Source organism: Acidimicrobiia bacterium, assembly GCA_036396535.1.
GTDB lineage: Bacteria > Actinomycetota > Acidimicrobiia > Spongiisociales > UBA5794 > DASWKR01.
In genome coordinates this window covers 1-15,913 of the sequence record DASWKR010000014.1, presented here as the reverse complement: position 1 = coordinate 15,913, position 15,913 = coordinate 1, and the positions used below count along the sequence as shown (strand labels likewise).

Here is a 15,913-nt window from a genome sequence, read left to right as displayed (position 1 = left end):
AACTGAGGGGGACGCTGTGGAGACGATGGGATTCGAACCCACGACCCCCTGGTTGCAAACCAGGTGCTCTGCCGGGCTGAGCTACGTCCCCGGTGGAGTCGATTGTATCGGCCGGTGAGCGATGTCCAGAAGCCGTTTCGCCTCGCAAGTGACCGGGCAGACCCGGTCATCTGCAGCGAGAGGCTCGAGATCGGCCGGCACGGCTGCCGACCGAGGCGAGACGATGCCGCCAGCAGCCTCGCCCGCCGGGCCCGATATCACCTGCGATCTGGGCCTCGTTCAATAGAGTGGCTTCCGAGGGGGTTGCCCAGGACGACGAGGCGGGATCGAGAGCATTGATAGCGCCCAGGCGCCCCCTGTTCCGGTGTTTGACGGCCGCGCTCGTCTGGGTCGCGGTCGCCGGTTGCAGCGGCGATCCGACCGCGACCACCGCGACGGTGCCCGCCGATGCCGCCACCTTCTCCTACGCGGGGATCACCGGGGCGACCGAAGCCATCGTCGACGACTGGGGAGAGGAGACCGGGTTCGCGGTGCTCCTCCTCGCCTTCGACGCCGGTTACACGATCGAGCAGGTCGTCGCCACTCCAGAGCTCACCCAGGCCGGCACGATCGCCGGCGTCGAGCCTGCCGATGCTCCTCTCGGTCTACTCGAGGACCCGCCCGCGGGGGTGGGAGACCAAGCGCTGGCGCACCAGGGACTCTTCGTCTTGCAGGAGCTGCCGGACTGGGACCCCAACGAAACCCTCATCGACTCGTTCGACAACACGATCCGCGAGGTGTTCATCGCCGCCGAGCAGCGGCTCGAGGAACTGAGGAGCCAGCAGGCCCAAGGTTCCCGGCTCATCACGATCGTGGCGACGCTGGCAGCACGCGGCTACCTCGTCGATCAGATCATCGAGGCGTTCATCTTCGGCGAGGTCGACGCCGATCTGGGCGCCGACCCTCAACTGGGCATCCCCGTGCCGTGCTACAGCATCGTCACGGAGCCGGAGGTGCTGCCGGTGAACCAGGACCTCCTGGCCGGATCGTGCCCTCCGCTCGGCTCGGAGTCGGTCGACGAGGAGACCACGACCACCACCCAGCCCGCCGACACGGAGGAACCGGATGCCGGAGAGGGCGATGAGTTCGTCGGCAGCGTCGACGCCGCCGCCACCGGGGCGGATCCCGACCTCGTGCTCATCAACTCCGTCCTTCTCGTCGCAGGCGCCGATCTCACGGGGACCATCGAGTTGCTCGGCAACGCAGCGGTGGAGGGCTTCGACGACTCCGCGGGATTCTGCTTCCACCTGAAGATCACCTTGGCACCGGGCTCGGTTCTCGAGGCCGGCGACGGGTCCTACGAGGGAACAGCCGACGCCCAGGGCGGCCTCGGTGACGGGCCATGCCCCGGCGGGCCCCCCGACGTGGAGCCGACTTTCCTCACCGTGGAGGTCACCGCCTCGATCGCGGGCGACACGCTGACAGGAGTACTCGCCAACGCCGGCGAGGAACCCATCACCTTCACGGCGACTCGCCGGTAGTGGAGCGGATCTCGGTGTGGCGCGGGGGCGGCGCACCAACCCGGTAGCCGCTGAACACGCACGGCGCCTCCATTCCTACGATCGAGCCATGACGAAGTACGTCGCCCTGTTGCGGGGGATCGGGCCGAGCAACCCGAACATGCGCAACGACAAGCTACGCGGCGTCTGCGAGAGCCTCGGCCTAGGCGGCGTCCAGACCCTGCTGTCCAGCGGCAACGTCCTGTTCGAGGCCGACACGGTGGACGTCGCCGCCCTCGAGGCAACGCTCGAAGCTGCCTGGAGCGAGGCGCTCGGCTTCGAGAGCAAGACGATCCTGCGAAGCCGCCAGGAGTTGCAGGAACTCGCCGGTCTGAAGCCGTTCGGGGACCTCGAGCACGGCGCCGGCTCCTACCTTCTGGTCACCTTCTCCAGGAATGCCCTGACCGTCGACTTCGAGCTCCCACACCAACCAGTAGACCGGGATTACCGGATCGTCGGACGATCCACTCGTGAGGTGTTCAGCGTCACGGACATGACGAGCGCCGGGACGCCGGATGTCATGACATGGCTGGAGAGGACGTTCGGCAGAGAGATCACGTCGCGGACCTGGCTGACGGTCTCGCGTATCCTGGCCAGGCTGAGCCGGTGACGTCGATTGGACGACCGCGGCACCGGGCGAGAGTGCAGGGTCCCACTGAGAAGGAGATGGCCATGCCAAGTTCACTTGACGACTGGATCGAGGGGTATCGGCTGGCGTGGGAGAGCCGCGACGCCGACGCCGCCGCCCAACTGTTCACCGCCGACGCCACCTACCGCTCCAACATCTTCGAAGAACCCCACGTGGGCAGGGAGGGGGTCGCCGACTACTGGCGGTCCGTGACTGCCGGCCAGAGCGAGGTGCGCGTCCGTATGGGTCGTCCCTTCGCCGCTGGTCCGAGGGTGGCCGTGGAGTTCTGGACCAACATGTACCTCGACGGCGACGAGACGACGCTCCCGGGGTGCCTTCTCCTCGACTTCGACGACGAAGGACTGTGCCGCCGACTGCGGGAGTACTGGAGCTTCACGGCCGGCGCTCACGAGCCGCCCCCCGAATGGGGGGAGTGAGTCACCGGCACCCTCCCAATCGGCGAGGTGGCTGACACTGGCGAAGGGTCTCTCCTTCCCCGCCCGAGGGGAACTCACGGCCTGAGGAGAACCCGATCGGCCTTCCACACGCCGACGGTTGGTTCGGCACCCGCCGCCAGAAAAGCCTGCCGCGCGGCCGGGGTCTCGACCGTCTTCACGTACTCCTCCAAATCGTTCATGGAGCGCCACAACGTGACAATCCGCCATCGATCTGAATCCGACTCCCGAAGCAGCATCGTGCCCAAGAGATGAGGAGGGAGCTCCTCCGCCGACATCGCCGGAAAGGACTCGAGCAGATCCGGAACGCGAGCCGGGTCCACCGTCCCCTCCACCATCGTCACCACCGTATCCGTCGCCATGTCCACCTCCTCGTATGTGAGACGCTCGAGCGGCCTCGGGGCTGGAGGCTACCGACCGACCTCCCGGGCAACGCCGCGGAAGCCGTCGATCTCGCCCTTCCCCCGGCGGCATTCTCGACGCCGGCGCTTGGAAGATAGCCCGGCGACGCTCGGAGTCCGATGGCCATGCAGGCCCACCAGGTCGGTGGACCCGCCAACCGATCCTTGTCAAGGCGTCCGAGCAAACGGTCCATCGCTGGACCGACCGAACAGGGGGTACGTAGCCCACCGCGGTCATCTCGGAGTGTCGCCGCAAGAGTCATTCTCGCGTCACAGGTCGAGTTGGACCCGGATCGCTCTTTCCACGCCGGCGAGGTCTGAATCCGAGATCCGGCCCACCCTCTCCTGGAGGCGCCTCTTCGAAGCCGTGGCTATCTGGTCGGCCATCGCCTTGTGTTGCTTGCCCTCGACCTTCACGTAGGCTTCGCTCGGGTAGAGACGTTCGACGTTGGATGTGAGCGGCACGACCTGAACACGGTTCAGGGCTCGATTCGAAGCGTCATTGCTCACGATGACGGCCGGACGGGTCTTGCGAACCTCACCACCGAGCGCTGGGTCGAAGCTCACCCACCAAACCTCACCGCGGTTCATCGGCGACATCGCCTATCAGGCCCTCGGACCACTGCCCAGCGTCGGACTCTCTGGCTTCGTCGGAAGCCATCTCCCGATAGGCTCCCTCGAGATCGGCATCCACGACATGTGGCCGAGCCAGGCTCTCGAGGAAATGGCTGATCTTTCTTCTGCCCACCCGCTTGTAGAGGCCTTCATAGACCTCGTCGGCGATCATGATCGTGAGCTTCTTACTGATGTACGTACACTACACGTGCTGGATGCTTGGTGCCGCACCGCTGCCTCACCGGTGACGGCGGCGCACCTCGGGCGCAGAGTGGTGGCCGGGTCGTCGCTCGAGGCAGGCAGGATCCTCGCGGGCCGTCACACCCCAACGGACGACGGTGCGACAGCCGTGACCCCGGCGGAAGTCTGTGCCGAGATGTCCTCGTCCTTGGATCTCATTCGTAGATATGGTGAGCGCGGGAACCGCCGCCCCAACCCGAGGAGCAGTCGTGAGTCAGTACCTGTTGGCCACCTACGCCGTCGAGGGCCAGGGTCCAGATGCGCCGAGCACCCCCGAGGAGACCCAGAAGTTCATGGAACGGGTGATAGCCCTCGAAGCCGAGATGGAAGCGACCGGGGTCTTCGTATTCGGCGGCGCCCTCTACGGGCCGGACGCGTCGACCGTGATCACCTCGAAGACCGGGGATCTGGTGATGACCGATGGGCCGTTCGTCGAGTCGAAGGACCACATCGCCGAGTTCTACATCATCAACGCCGACGACCTCGACGATGCGCTGGAATGGGCTCACAAGGTGGTCACCGCACTGAACCATCCCATCGAGGTTCGCCCGTTCCAGATGACCGGGAAGGTGGCCGACCACGTCCCCCGGGACCGCGACGAATGACCGAGTGACCGACCACGCCTCCGACGTCTCTGCATCGGATGTGGCTGGCCGTGTCTTTCGCGAGGCGTACGGGCAGGCGGTCGCGACCCTGGTCCGCGTCTTCGGCGACATCACACTCGCCGAGGACGCCGTCCAGGACGCATTCGTCGTCGCCACCGACCGGTGGACACGCAATGGCATCCCGTCCAACCCGGCCGGGTGGATCGTCACCACGGCCCGTAACCGCGCCGTCGATGTCCTCCGCCGGGCTGCGCGAGGTCGAGAGCTCCACGAGGAGATCGCCGTCGAGACCCGCTCCCCGGCCGTTGAGGATTCCGAGGACGTTGGGGCCGTGAGGGACGACCGGCTCCGACTCCTCTTCACGTGTTGCCATCCCGCAATGCGCACCGAGCATCAGATCGCGTTGACGCTCCGACTACTGGGCGGCCTGAGCGTCGAGGAGCTGGCGCACGCCTTCCTCGTCAGCGAATCGGCCATGGCCAGGCGGTTGGTTCGGGCCAAGTACAAGATCAAGGCGGCCAACATCCCCTACCGAGTCCCGACGGAGGCGGACCTTCACGACCGGCTTCGGTCAGTCCTGTCGGTTCTCTACCTCATCTACAACGCCGGGCTCAACAGCCCAGCTCGGGTCGCCCTGAGGAGCGAAGCCATCAGACTTTCCGGAGCGCTCGTCGAGCTGATGCCCGACGAACCCGAAGCAGCGGGACTTCTTTCGCTGATGCTGCTCAGCGAAGCCCGGGCGCCCACCCGCATCGCGGACGGCTCCCTCGTCTTGCTGCGTGATCAAGACCGCCGCCAGTGGGACCGAGATCTGATCGAAAAGGGACAGGCAATCGTGCGGACCTGCATCCGGCGCGGTCAACCGGGGCCATACCAGCTGCAGGCCGCCATCCAGGCAGTGCACTGCAGCGCGGCATCCATCGAAGAGACAGACTGGCACCAGATCGTCGCACTCTACGACCACCTCTATACGGTCATGCCCACGCCGGTCGTTGCGCTCGACCGGGCCATCGCGGTCGCCGAGATCGAGGGCCCGGGGGCAGCGCTGGAGCTCATCGACGAGGTGGCAGCCGACCTGGACAACTACCACCTGATGCATGCCGCCCGCGGGACATACTTGGGGCGGCTCGATCAGCCAGATGCAGCCGCATCGGCGTTTCAGCGGGCCCGAGAACTCGCACGAACAGATGCGGAACAGAGATTCCTTGGCGAACAGATCGAGGCCTTGACCGCCGACCCCTACTGAGTGGGCGACCATCGACAGCTCAACCATGACCTGCGTGCCCCGCGAAGGAGAGCGACTCGTCGATGAGACCGTGCCACAGCGTCTTGTCGTCTATGGCCACCCACTCCCGGAACGGCCGCCCGGCCGGGGCAACCGGTTTCCCCTGCCCGCTCTCGATCAGCTCGGCAGCGCGAACGGCAGGGAGCTTGACGACCATTCCTCCGAAGCTGTTGCCCGGCATGGCCACGAACGAGCCGCGCAGGCGGATGCATGGGAACCTGAACATGGCGCCTTTCTCCACACCGTCCAGCGACAAGAACTCCGCCGCGGCCTGCCAGAACTCCTCCTCGCCGTCACTCAAGTCGACTCCTCCCTCGATCGATTGGCGTTGGTGGGACGGCAGCCGTCGGCGTCCCACCAACCTCACCGTCACAGACCGAACGCCTCGGCGAAACGGCGCGGGTCGTAGTAGATCCGCTGCGAGACGATCTTGTCACCAGCGACCTGGATGACGTCCGCCATCTCAGCCGTGAATGTGGTCCCATCAGGGGCGACGATGTCCATCTCATAGACGGAACAGACGGCGTCACCGGATTCGAACTGGTGCAGCATCCTGGTGGCGGCGTGATGGCTCAGCAGTTGCCGGTTGATCTCCAAGTAGGCATTGGCGTCCTGGGTGGCCATCAACGGTCCGACGAAGCTGACGTCTTCGGCAACGTGTTCGGCGATCCCGTCGACGTCGTGGGCGTCGGTAGTCGCATAGAAGCGGTTGACAAGATCAAGGGCTCGACCCATCGGATTCCTCCTGTCGGCGGCGGTGACTCTCACCACTCGCTGCTTCGACACACCGACGCCGGCAAACTCATCGGTCGAGCTCGACAGGCAGTCCAAAGCGTCCGATCAGCCTTCCGTCACTGAAGCCGGTGATGCCGGCGATCCTGCCCCCGACGAGATCGAACACCATCACCCCATATCCCACGTGTCCCCCGTGAGGCGCTTCCATGTAGGCGGCGACTGCCGGCTGGCCGTTCGCCCTCGTGCGCACGAGTCGGATGGTTTCCAACCGACCCTCGGCCGGAACCGTCGAGAAGAAGTGGCCCACCTCGAGCGGGCCTGAAAACCAAGCGGGGGTCGGCGGCATGGCGAGCACGACGTCATCGGTGAGGAGCGCCACCAACCCCTCGATGTCACACCGCTCCCAACACCGCATCCACTCGTCCACCACCGACTCCACCTCCGGAGTCGACTCATCCCACCTCAGATGCTCGGCGAGCCGGGCTCGGGCACGTTGCAGCGCCGAGTTCACCGCTGCAATCGTGGTGTCGAGCGCCTCAGCCACTTCCTCGGCACGCCAAGCCAACACATCACGCAACAGCAGGACGGCACGCTGGCGGGGCGGGAGCAGCTGGACGGTCGCCACGAACGCCAGCCGGGTCGCCTCCTTGGCTTCCAGACGAGCGGCTGGATCGCTATCGGCATCGGCCTCCATCAACACATCCGGATATGGCTCCAGCCAAGGCACGTCGGCGGCCACCGGTCGATGGCGAGCCGTGAACACCTCGGGCAAGACGACGCGCGGCCGGCTTCGAAGCATGTTGAGACACGTGTTGGTGGCGATGCGGTACAGCCACGTCCCAACCGACGATCGACCCTCGAACGTGCCAATCCCACGCCACGCCTTGATCATCGTCTCCTGCAGGGCGTCGTCGGCGTCGTGGAGGGACCCGAGCATCCGATAGCAGTGCAGCCGGATCCGAGTCTCATTGCGTCTCGCCAGCTCGGCGAAGTCCGCCTCTATCCCGGCCGCCGCCCCCTCCGCCAGCTTCATATCCGTCCGCAACGCAGCTCCGTACTCTGATGGACACTTGGACACATCGGAGACGGGAATCTCATCGGCCCGAAGCTAGAGCACAGCTCAGGCCTCCCGGCCCGAGCGCTGTGCTCGCGGCCCGAAACCGTTGCACCGCACTGGCTCGCGATGAGCGTCGACCGCACAGTTCATGTGCGGTCATGGAGATGGACTTCCCCAGGAAGTGACGACCATCACCGGCACCGGCTCCCGACTGCACCAGCCGGCGGGTACGATGAAGGCCACACACCTACCTAAGACCACACAACGGGGACGCGCCCCGCCTCGCAGGCAACGACGTTCTAGCGAGATCGAGCGGAGACGCAGCTTGCAGGTCATCGGAGTGTTCAAGGGAGGAGGCGCCAAGGGCGCCCTATACAGCGGTGCCCTGCGCGCGATCGCGGATCGGGGCATCTCGTTCTCGCAGGTAGCGGGATCATCGGCGGGAGCGATAACTGCCGCGTTCGTGGCGGCCGGTGCGACCGCCGAGGATCTCCGCAGATTAGAGCGAAGTGGTCGCCGGTTGCTCGAGATGCCTTCCGGCGTCGCAGGTGCTCACAAGCTGCGAAATCACTACGGCGTCCTGTCGCTCGATGACCTGCGTCAGTGGATCGCTGAGCATCTCATCGAACTTCTCGAGCGCGACACACGGGGACACGTGCTGGCGTCGGACAATGGACCGGGCGGACCGACGTTCGCCGAGCTGGACAACGCCGGAGCGATCCCGCTCCACATGGCGGCGGCCGATCTGCGGTGGCGGTCACCCGTCGTCTTCAACGCACAGCTGACCCCCAACTTGCCGGTCGCGGACGCCGCGGCGGCCTCCTCGGCGATCCCCTTCTTGTTCGAGGCGCCCTTCGTCGTGCGCGCGGAAGGGTTGCATTCCCCGCCGTTCCTGTCGGATGGCGGGGTCATGTCCAACCTACCGTTGTTCATCTTCACCGACTCGAGCTATCGAGCCGTCGCCGGCCTCGACTCGGAGGCGGCACCCGATCCGATCCTCGCGTTCAGCTTCGTCGACGACGAGACACCCCAGCACACCTCGCCCCGAGGTGCGGTCGGAGACGCATATCGTCAACGCTTCGCCGGGGCCATCGGAGTGTCGACGATCACGCAGGCCATCGACGAGGCTTCACAATCTGCCGACGGTGGGTCTGGGCGTTCCCCGCGGGGTCGCCGACCGAAGGAAGAGACCGTGAAGGTGGGTGCTGGACCGATTCGTCGAGCGGCGATGCTGGTGTTGGACGTCGTCCTGCGCGCCTTGGAACGCATTCTGCTGCCCCTGGTCAGCTGGCTGACGTTCCTCGGGCGCCACAGCACAGCCGGGTCGTTCGCCGTTCGTGCGCGGAACCCGAGGACGAGGCGTTGGCTCCGGTTCGCCGACGGCGTGTTCGACCTTGCCCCGGGCTACATCGTCATCGGGACCATCCTGCTCGTGCTCGTGCTCACGTTCGGTATCCCCGACGTAGCCGCGTTCCTGTGGCCCAACTGGTCCGATCTGGTGGCCAATCGGAGTCTCGGCGAGTCGTTGTTCGGAGTCTTCTTCGCCGGGATCGGGCTGCTCATCGCTGGGATCGGGCTGCTGGCGCTCATCACGATGATCGTGCTCGGTCTGGCCGCTTATGTTGCTGGATGGGTGACCAAACCGGTCGCTGCCCAGATCGGGTCGGATCTCATTGCCACCTTCATGCACAACCCCCAGGAGCCCCCGTGGACGGGGGCCGCCGGCGAGGGCGTAGTCGTCATCCGTCTGTCGGTCCCCAACGGATGGACTCTCCTCAGGTCGACAGACGATGAATGGGTAATGGAGCAGGAACTGGAACGGATTCGTGCCTCCGTCGCGGAACAGCTCGAGCGCGCCGGTTTGGGGACTTCGCCGGCTCCGCAACCACCGGAACGCGGCTGACATGCCTGCCTTGTCCAGCGGATCAGCGGCACGCAGGCGCAGTTGGAACCCGCCATGACATCGCCCTCGATCCTGCCTTCACCGTCGCCTGGGCGCTTCGGACCTCGGTGAGTCGTGCCATCAAGCGGGGACGTTGGACTCGTCCTCATTCTCAGTCCCCGACGCCGGCCAGGCCTAGGGGTTGAGCGCCTTCCCGTACTGGGTCGTGTTCGACTCGAACGGGCGCGTCGTCGAGCGATTCACCGGCGAGCTGGAGGCCCCGGTGTCCTGACCGACCTGTTCCCGAGGGTGGCCGGGCTCTGAGCCGCCCGGTTTCGCCTACTGCGTCCCGCCGACGTCGAGCACCTGGCCCCGGACCTCGCCTCCCGGATGGGCAGCGGTGTGCACGTTGACGTACGCCTGCATGGTCTCCATCCAGCCGAGCTGGGTCAGGTTCACCGCCACGGAGCCGGTCACGAGGCTGCCATCCGTCGTGGTCGAGCACGTTGGCGTGCCGATCGGACCAGGAAGGGCCGCCGTCCCGCACAACCAGATTTCGATGCCGCTGTTCGCACCACGGACCGCTGGGGCGTGGATGTGCGCCTGCGTGGCCGATCCGGTCAGGCGTTTGACGCTGATCTGATAGTGCAGGGTGCTGCCGTCCAGGACGAACGTCGCCATCCCGTGCGCCCCCGGCGCGTTGGTCGCACCGACTTCTTGGGCGTGCGAGAGCGGCGCCCGAAAGTCGACTCCCCCCGCTGACGCCCCCGGGATCACCAACCCCAGTGCGAGCACTCCCACAATGGCTACGAGCATGAGCCTCCGCCGCATTCCCTCTCCTCTCTGTCGATAGAGGTACGCCTGGGGGGACGGCTCGGTTCGCGAATTCGCTGATCTCTCGGTGCGCGAACGGCACGCATCTGTTCCGGGAATCGTCGGAGGCCGGGTGTCTTTCGTCATTCCGATGGCTGCGCCCTTGATGAGCGAACACGACCGAGCCCCACTCCTCGTCTTCGGGGACGACGGCACAGTGCCCCTTCGACCGGGCATGGTGATGTTGGCCGTCGTCGACACCGACGTCGTCGCCCTGGGCATCACCATCCAAGGCGGCCCGAAGCAGTCGACGGCGGGTGATCCGAAGGGGCCCGTGCGTTACCCTGTGTGAGCCTGCAGGCGAGACGGAGCCTCGATCGATGCCCTACCCGAGATGGCTGGCACGGATCAACAAGCGTCTCTTCAATCCGCGAGAGATCAGAAAGGGCAAGAGACCGGTAGTCCTTCACGTCGGAAGGTCGACAGGCACCGCCCATCAGACACCGCTCGATGCCCATCGGACCAAACAGGGCTATGTACTGGTCGTGCGATATGGCCCTGACTCGGATTGGGTGCGAAACATCCTGGGTGCCGGCACCGCCATCCTCCGAGTGGACGGGGAAGAGCAACGGCTGGACTCACCACGGTTGGTCTCCCAGCAGGAGGCGGTCGACCAGCTGGTACCTGGCTTCGAACCCGATTCTGACTTCCTGAAGGCCGAGCATTACCTGCTGATGGACCATTCGAGTTAGTTCGCACACGGCTCGGACGATCTGCTGCCCGTAGGTCAGGAGCCGGTACCGGTTTCCGGTCCACATCTCACTTGTCCGGAAACGCGCGATTCCCGACAGGTGATTGCTCGATTCGGTTCGTCCTTGTCCGTGAGTTGCGGCGGCCGGACAATCCCCAATGAAAGCCGGAGGAGAAATGGGATCGGCCGCTACCAACGAAAGGCTCATCGCACTGTTCGAGCGGCACTACGACGACGTGCTCGGATACTGCGCCAGACGTATCGGCCGCAGTGATGCCGACGAGGCGGCGGCCGAGGTCTTCGCGGTCGCGTGGCGCCGCATCGACGAGATCGAGTGGGCGACCGTTCGCCCCTGGCTGTTTGGGATTGCTCGCGGCGTGCTCGCCAACCGATGGCGCTCGCTCCACCGCTGGAGCCGGCTCAATCGAAGGGTGGCCGCCTTGGCCAGAGAGTACGGCGAGTCGCCTGAGGTGGTGGTCGTCAGACGGGATCAGGATCGCGTCGTGGTGGACGCGTTGCACCGGCTGAGCCACATCGACCAGGAGGTGTTGCGGCTCACCGCGTGGGAGGAGCTCAATTCAGCGGAGATCAGCCAGGTTCTCGGCATCTCGACAGCGGCGGTGGACAAGCGCCGGCAACGAGCCCTGCGGCGTCTCGAGCATCTTCTGTCGCCGCCCAACGGCAACACACGATTCTCGCCTCGCGCCGCCAACGAGGGAGGAGGAGGCTGATGTCGGAGCAGGAGACGCTGCGTCGGCTGATCGAGGCCAACCCTTACCCGGGTGGCGTGGGGCTTCGTTCGAGCTCGCCGTCGGACGCCGTCATATCTCTCATCGAGGAAAGGACGAGGACAATGGCCACCAAGGAAGACATCAGGATCCCCGGAGAAGCCCGGAAGACGCCGGGTCGGGGTCCTTTGATCGCAGCGGCAGCGTTCGTCGTCGTACTGCTCGGAGTCGCGGTGGGCCTCCTCGTGAGCGCCGGAGATGAGCCAGACGGCAACGACCCCGCCATCGACCCACCCGAGGAGACGGTGGCCACGACTGTCGCTGCCGACACCGAGGCGAACCCGCTGCCGGTTGTGGATCAATGGGTGGCGGCGATGAACGAGGGCGACCTGGAGGGGGCGCTGGCGGTGTTGTCGCCGGAGGCGAGTTGTGATCTGCCCTCCGGCGGTATCGACGCGTGCAGGGATCACCTCGGCTATCTGATCGAGATCGGAACCCACTTCGAGGAGTCGTCGTGCGTGGAGAGCCCGACGTATCGCTGCAACTTCGACCTGACCAGCGAGCTGCACGCCACGATGGGCTACCCCGCCTACACGCTCCCGATGTTCCCGACGTTCACCCTGGACGAGGACGGGCTGTTGGTCGCCGACTTCTTCGGCAATGTCCCGGTGACCAGGCCTTACATTCCGCTCGAGGCCGTCGATCTCTGGGCGTACATGCAACCCAAATACCCCGAGCTCAACATCGGCCAGCCCTTTGGACCCGATCCTTATACAGCCGAGGCCGGAGTCGCCGTGATGGAAGCGGCTCGGGAGATCAACGATCCGGTCCGGATCGTCGAGGGCCTCCAGAACATCCTTGGTGTGTACGCGGCGTCCGGGATCGATACCTGCACCACAGGCGACGGGAACAAACCGTGTTCAGAGCTCCTCGACTTCTACGAGGCGATCGAAACCGGCCTCGACCTGCAATGCGACACCGCGGCCGCCTCGGACGACGAGATCCCCTGTGTCTTGACGGTGGACAGCGCGATTCACCGGGCCCTCGGGAGCGGTGCCACGACCGAGGATGTGACCGTCAGCTACCGGGGCGGGCGAGCGCGGGGTCTGGCTCTCGAGGTTCGGTTCTCGACCGACCCCGAGGTTCAAGAGACCTTCGTCGAGTTCGCCCGGACCCAGCCCGGCCTGACTCTGGCCAACAACGATCGGCTGCGGTTCAGCGCCGAGACCGCTCCGCTCTGGATGGCCGCCGCCGAGGAGTTCGCGGGCGCACGTTGACGGGCGACTCCGAAGAGCGGAGGTGGAGGGTCGACGACCGGCCCTCCACCTCGTGACGCGCTCGAAGGCCCTCGCGGACCTCGTCGCCGAACTGACCTTCAGCGTCTTGGTCGCACACGCATGTGACACGTGCATCCTGACGGTCGGCCGATGTCCGCAATCCATCCTCCAGCGTTGAGAGCGGAGCGTCCGGCAACCACAAGACCGGCCCAGGTGATTCGACTTCCCCGTCACCTGGGAGCCCCTGTACACTCGACGCTTCTTCGGGCCCATAGCTCAGCCTGGTTAGAGCGCATCCCTGATAAGGATGAGGTCCGTGGTTCAAATCCACGTGGGCCCACGAACGAGAACCCTTGTAGAACATGGGTTTCCGAGGAGCAGTGTTGATCAATCGATCGGCTGCTTGATCGAGAGAGTCCGCGAAGAGTCCGCGAGCGCTCAGTGACCTGCCCGTAGGCGACCACGGCCCGCACCCCAGACCCGCAGCCACCTCACCCACCAACCGGCCATACCGCCCGACCCGCACCGTTGCCTACCGCGCCGCCCGGTCCGTGATCCGGAGCGTCCGGGCAGCGATCTGGGGCCGTGTTCGGTGAACAACCCATACCCCGCCACGCACCCGAAGCGGGTCTTGCGCCATGCCAGCACCGCCGGCTGACCGAAGCACGGGAGATCGGTCGGCTCCACCAGGTGCCGGTCCTTGACCACCACCACCCGCGCACCCCGGACACGGCGGCCGCGTCGCTCGAGTCTCGACCTCGACTCGAAGCCGCCCATCGCCTTCGGTGACCTCAAGCACAGTCACGGCGGGGAGACCAACCAGCAGTGCGAACATGGCAATAGGATCAGACGACATCAGAGACCCCCGGATCTCGACGGCGCTGACACCGCAAGACTCGTCGAGTATCTATTACGCCCGAGGACCCTCACCAGGCCGGGACCTCGCTCATACGCGAAGCGCCGTCAAAGTCGATTAGACGGCACCAATGCACGATACTCGCGCTGGGACCGTCCGACTGATCAGTGCTCAGCTGGGCTCACTGATACCACGGTCAAGCGATCGCTGACTTCCTCCTGGAATTCAGGGGAGCCCTGTACGCGAATCACTAAGCCGGCTGATACGTCGCACCAGGTCGCCCAATCATCTCCGTCGATCGAGCTGATGAATCCGGGAGTACAGGGTCCTGGTATGAGATCGACGACGCCATGTCGGGAATGGAAGGCCGCACTCATCGGCGATGGATAGGCTGCTGGGCTGGCGAGCTGCAGCGGCGCGTCCGCTCGCAGCACAAGAGACCCGTCTGTCTCAACTTCAGCTTGCAGATGGGTGGCCCACAATTCACGGCTCTCCTCGCTCATCGGCTCCTCAATGGCATCGGGTCCGTAGTCGTACACAAGAACGATCCAAGGGCCGAAGGTGTATACGAGATAGTCAATCTCGGACCGCTCTGGTCGCCAAAGCTCGACGGAGCCGCCTTCTCCGTTCGGATAGCTGCCGATCAATGTAGCCATGCCGAAAAGCTCGCTGACCGATGTGGCGGGATCGATCCGGTAGGCGATGATCTCCCGAGCCGTGATACTCGGAATCCTGGCCCAGCTGCTCAACTCAAGGCCATCGCTGAAGAAGTCGAACCCGGCTGGCCACTGCAATGCGACTGACGTGCCATCGAGGAAATCGAGGTCGAGCGATGCTTTGTCACCCTGGACACGCATACCCGGAATAGCGGCGACTCGAGGGGGTAGGACGCTTGGACCAATTGCTGGGGATAGGTTTCCCACCGGCGATCCCAGCGTCGTGGATGCAGCTGCAACTGACGTCGGAACGGTGGTTTGACCGCCCGGCACGTTCGACAATGTGCTTTTTGGCGGTCCATCGGGTGGATTACCGCGCACGCGCGAGATCAGTCCAGCGGTCCCCACCAGCATGACAGCGAGGATGAACCCAGCGTAGACGAGACCACGCGGTGGTCGGCGAGACTGTGAACGGGTGACCCATGGTGAGTCCGCCGAGACCCCCCCGGCCTCGGCCGCGAGGCTCTTGCGAATGCGGTCCTCAAGGGAGTCTTGTGGTGCAATCATCTTCAATCTCCGAGGTCGTTCGCTAGTCGTCGCAGCGCCCGACTCCTGTCTGTTCCTTACGGTCCAGGAGCAATACCCACCGCGGATGCGGTCTCCAACGTGGTCCAATCCAACAGATATCGGGTCACGACCACCACTCGAAGCTTCTCCGGGAGGCGGCCGATAGACAAGGCAACGAACGGATCGGGCAGACCATCCTCAATCGAGGGCTCGACGTACGCCTATGACCTCGCGGCGCGACTTTCGCCAGCGAGAGCGCGCATAGTTTAGGGTCACTCGCGACACCCACTGGGCTGGACGAGGGTATGTTCCGACGGTCGACCATCGCTCGAAGCCCCTCGTCATTGCCTCATCAGAGGCTTAGTAGTCTCGCGTGATGGGCTGGGAGATCAGAGCGAACCTCGGGTCGCATGTGCGTGGGGGTGTCGACGCGCGCAGTTGGATCTGGGAGATCACCCAGGGTGCGCAGGTTGCGCACGTTGTGGTCGAGATCAGCGGATCGGCTTGGTCGAGCGATCCCCGCCGTCTGCCCGAAGACACGCGACATGCCCTCGAGACCGACGGACGTACCGAGATATTGAAGGTCCTGGACCACGACAACCCACCTGGCGTCATCCGATGCGGCTCCTCCGGCTGCTCGTATCTGGCTGCCGACTAGCTCTCGGTGCGACGCGTCCACGCGACGCGCGCGGAGGCTCAAGAGCTCACGCCAGCGGGGGCATCTCGACTTGGAGTGCTTGTACTCCCTGGAAGTCGAGCCAGGCGCGGTCGGGGGCGCGCACCATGCGGACCTGGACCGCGCCGCAGGTCACACAGCGCAACAC

The 15,913-nt window shown here is 65.3% G+C and carries 19 protein-coding genes and 2 tRNA genes; 11 read left to right on the top strand and 10 right to left on the bottom strand.

The window, feature by feature from the left end; all coding sequences use genetic code 11:
* Positions 1 to 17: 17 nt before the first annotated feature.
* Positions 18 to 91: transfer RNA gene (locus tag VGC47_02015), tRNA-Ala, on the bottom strand.
* 277 nt (positions 92 to 368) lie between these two features.
* Here VGC47_02015 and VGC47_02010 point away from each other — a divergent pair.
* The 3 genes from VGC47_02010 (at position 369) to VGC47_02000 (ending at position 2,603) form a co-directional block, all read left to right on the top strand.
* Positions 369 to 1,520 carry a hypothetical protein gene (locus VGC47_02010; protein HEX9854067.1) on the top strand — a complete coding sequence of 384 codons (1,152 nt, stop codon included), beginning with the start codon at positions 369 to 371 and terminating at the stop codon, positions 1,518 to 1,520.
* Between the two features lie 88 nt (positions 1,521 to 1,608).
* Complete coding sequence (locus tag VGC47_02005; protein HEX9854066.1) at positions 1,609 to 2,148, top strand: DUF1697 domain-containing protein; 540 nt, start codon at positions 1,609 to 1,611, stop codon at positions 2,146 to 2,148.
* Between the two features lie 62 nt (positions 2,149 to 2,210).
* Positions 2,211 to 2,603 (top strand): nuclear transport factor 2 family protein, encoded by a 393-nt coding sequence (locus tag VGC47_02000; protein HEX9854065.1) that lies wholly within the window; start codon positions 2,211 to 2,213, stop codon positions 2,601 to 2,603.
* Positions 2,604 to 2,677: 74 nt separating this feature from the next.
* On the opposite strand, the gene VGC47_01995 is transcribed toward VGC47_02000, so the two are convergent.
* The 3 genes from VGC47_01995 to VGC47_01985 all read right to left on the bottom strand — a co-directional run bounded on the left by VGC47_01995 (position 2,678) and on the right by VGC47_01985 (position 3,809).
* Positions 2,678 to 2,983, bottom strand: coding sequence for an antibiotic biosynthesis monooxygenase (locus VGC47_01995; GenBank protein ID HEX9854064.1), 306 nt, complete (start codon positions 2,981 to 2,983; stop codon positions 2,678 to 2,680).
* 309 nt (positions 2,984 to 3,292) lie between these two features.
* The gene (locus VGC47_01990) at positions 3,293 to 3,613 is read right to left on the bottom strand and encodes a type II toxin-antitoxin system PemK/MazF family toxin (protein HEX9854063.1); all 321 of its coding nucleotides are present in this window, start codon (positions 3,611 to 3,613) and stop codon (positions 3,293 to 3,295) included.
* Positions 3,600 to 3,809, bottom strand: coding sequence for an addiction module antitoxin (locus VGC47_01985; GenBank protein HEX9854062.1), 210 nt, complete (start codon positions 3,807 to 3,809; stop codon positions 3,600 to 3,602). Before VGC47_01985 ends, VGC47_01990 begins: the two co-directional genes overlap by 14 nt.
* Before the next feature lie 277 nt (positions 3,810 to 4,086).
* Here VGC47_01985 and VGC47_01980 point away from each other — a divergent pair, with 277 nt between their 5' ends.
* The gene (locus VGC47_01980) at positions 4,087 to 4,482 is read left to right on the top strand and encodes a YciI family protein (GenBank protein HEX9854061.1); all 396 of its coding nucleotides are present in this window, start codon (positions 4,087 to 4,089) and stop codon (positions 4,480 to 4,482) included.
* A gap of 4 nt (positions 4,483 to 4,486) precedes the next feature.
* Complete coding sequence (locus tag VGC47_01975) at positions 4,487 to 5,728, top strand: sigma-70 family RNA polymerase sigma factor (GenBank protein HEX9854060.1); 1,242 nt, start codon at positions 4,487 to 4,489, stop codon at positions 5,726 to 5,728.
* 19 nt (positions 5,729 to 5,747) lie between these two features.
* On the opposite strand, the gene VGC47_01970 is transcribed toward VGC47_01975, so the two are convergent.
* The 3 genes from VGC47_01970 to VGC47_01960 all read right to left on the bottom strand — a co-directional run bounded on the left by VGC47_01970 (position 5,748) and on the right by VGC47_01960 (position 7,547).
* Positions 5,748 to 6,068 carry a hypothetical protein gene (locus VGC47_01970; protein ID HEX9854059.1) on the bottom strand — a complete coding sequence of 107 codons (321 nt, stop codon included), beginning with the start codon at positions 6,066 to 6,068 and terminating at the stop codon, positions 5,748 to 5,750.
* A gap of 68 nt (positions 6,069 to 6,136) precedes the next feature.
* Positions 6,137 to 6,502 carry a nuclear transport factor 2 family protein gene (locus VGC47_01965; protein ID HEX9854058.1) on the bottom strand — a complete coding sequence of 122 codons (366 nt, stop codon included), beginning with the start codon at positions 6,500 to 6,502 and terminating at the stop codon, positions 6,137 to 6,139.
* Positions 6,503 to 6,569: 67 nt separating this feature from the next.
* On the bottom strand, positions 6,570 to 7,547 hold the full coding sequence (locus VGC47_01960) for an RNA polymerase subunit sigma-70 (protein HEX9854057.1): 978 nt from the start codon (positions 7,545 to 7,547) through the stop codon (positions 6,570 to 6,572).
* A gap of 337 nt (positions 7,548 to 7,884) precedes the next feature.
* Between VGC47_01960 and VGC47_01955 the strand changes: the two genes are divergently transcribed.
* Entirely contained in the window at positions 7,885 to 9,462 is a 1,578-nt protein-coding gene (locus VGC47_01955) for a patatin-like phospholipase family protein (GenBank protein ID HEX9854056.1), read from the top strand.
* 318 nt (positions 9,463 to 9,780) lie between these two features.
* Here VGC47_01955 and VGC47_01950 read toward each other — a convergent pair whose 3' ends face one another.
* Positions 9,781 to 10,272, bottom strand: a complete 492-nt coding sequence (locus tag VGC47_01950) for a CHRD domain-containing protein (protein ID HEX9854055.1) — start codon at positions 10,270 to 10,272, stop codon at positions 9,781 to 9,783.
* A gap of 148 nt (positions 10,273 to 10,420) precedes the next feature.
* Here VGC47_01950 and VGC47_01945 point away from each other — a divergent pair, with 148 nt between their 5' ends.
* The 4 genes from VGC47_01945 (at position 10,421) to VGC47_01930 (ending at position 13,350) form a co-directional block, all read left to right on the top strand.
* A complete protein-coding gene (locus tag VGC47_01945) occupies positions 10,421 to 10,606 on the top strand; it encodes a hypothetical protein (protein HEX9854054.1) in 186 nt (61 codons plus the stop codon).
* Between the two features lie 575 nt (positions 10,607 to 11,181).
* Complete coding sequence (locus VGC47_01940; GenBank protein HEX9854053.1) at positions 11,182 to 11,736, top strand: sigma-70 family RNA polymerase sigma factor; 555 nt, start codon at positions 11,182 to 11,184, stop codon at positions 11,734 to 11,736.
* Positions 11,736 to 13,010: a nuclear transport factor 2 family protein gene (locus VGC47_01935; protein HEX9854052.1), complete on the top strand. Its 1,275-nt coding sequence runs from the start codon at positions 11,736 to 11,738 to the stop codon at positions 13,008 to 13,010. Before VGC47_01940 ends, VGC47_01935 begins: the two co-directional genes overlap by 1 nt.
* Before the next feature lie 265 nt (positions 13,011 to 13,275).
* Positions 13,276 to 13,350, top strand: a tRNA-Ile gene (locus tag VGC47_01930).
* A 680-nt stretch (positions 13,351 to 14,030) separates the two neighbouring features.
* On the opposite strand, the gene VGC47_01925 is transcribed toward VGC47_01930, so the two are convergent.
* Positions 14,031 to 14,936 (bottom strand): hypothetical protein, encoded by a 906-nt coding sequence (locus VGC47_01925; GenBank protein ID HEX9854051.1) that lies wholly within the window; start codon positions 14,934 to 14,936, stop codon positions 14,031 to 14,033.
* Positions 14,937 to 15,465: 529 nt separating this feature from the next.
* Between VGC47_01925 and VGC47_01920 the strand changes: the two genes are divergently transcribed.
* The gene (locus tag VGC47_01920) at positions 15,466 to 15,747 is read left to right on the top strand and encodes a hypothetical protein (GenBank protein HEX9854050.1); all 282 of its coding nucleotides are present in this window, start codon (positions 15,466 to 15,468) and stop codon (positions 15,745 to 15,747) included.
* A gap of 46 nt (positions 15,748 to 15,793) precedes the next feature.
* Here VGC47_01920 and VGC47_01915 read toward each other — a convergent pair whose 3' ends face one another.
* Entirely contained in the window at positions 15,794 to 15,901 is a 108-nt protein-coding gene (locus VGC47_01915; protein HEX9854049.1) for a DUF6510 family protein, read from the bottom strand.
* Positions 15,902 to 15,913: the final 12 nt, after the last annotated feature.

Bases quoted from the DNA above. Each gene is read 5' to 3' on its own strand.
- VGC47_02005 (HEX9854066.1), top strand. From the start codon at position 1,609: ATGACGAAGTACGTCGCCCTGTTGCGGGGGATCGGGCCGAGCAACCCG.
- VGC47_02000 (HEX9854065.1), top strand. From the start codon at position 2,211: ATGCCAAGTTCACTTGACGACTGGATCGAGGGGTATCGGCTGGCGTGG.
- VGC47_01995 (HEX9854064.1), bottom strand. From the start codon at position 2,983: ATGGCGACGGATACGGTGGTGACGATGGTGGAGGGGACGGTGGACCCG.
- VGC47_01990 (HEX9854063.1), bottom strand. From the start codon at position 3,613: ATGAACCGCGGTGAGGTTTGGTGGGTGAGCTTCGACCCAGCGCTCGGT.
- VGC47_01985 (HEX9854062.1), bottom strand. From the start codon at position 3,809: ATGATCGCCGACGAGGTCTATGAAGGCCTCTACAAGCGGGTGGGCAGA.
- VGC47_01965 (HEX9854058.1), bottom strand. From the start codon at position 6,502: ATGGGTCGAGCCCTTGATCTTGTCAACCGCTTCTATGCGACTACCGAC.
- VGC47_01950 (HEX9854055.1), bottom strand. From the start codon at position 10,272: ATGCGGCGGAGGCTCATGCTCGTAGCCATTGTGGGAGTGCTCGCACTG.
- VGC47_01945 (HEX9854054.1), top strand. From the start codon at position 10,421: ATGAGCGAACACGACCGAGCCCCACTCCTCGTCTTCGGGGACGACGGC.
- VGC47_01940 (HEX9854053.1), top strand. From the start codon at position 11,182: ATGGGATCGGCCGCTACCAACGAAAGGCTCATCGCACTGTTCGAGCGG.
- VGC47_01935 (HEX9854052.1), top strand. From the start codon at position 11,736: ATGTCGGAGCAGGAGACGCTGCGTCGGCTGATCGAGGCCAACCCTTAC.
- VGC47_01925 (HEX9854051.1), bottom strand. From the start codon at position 14,936: ATGCTGGTGGGGACCGCTGGACTGATCTCGCGCGTGCGCGGTAATCCA.
- VGC47_01920 (HEX9854050.1), top strand. From the start codon at position 15,466: ATGGGCTGGGAGATCAGAGCGAACCTCGGGTCGCATGTGCGTGGGGGT.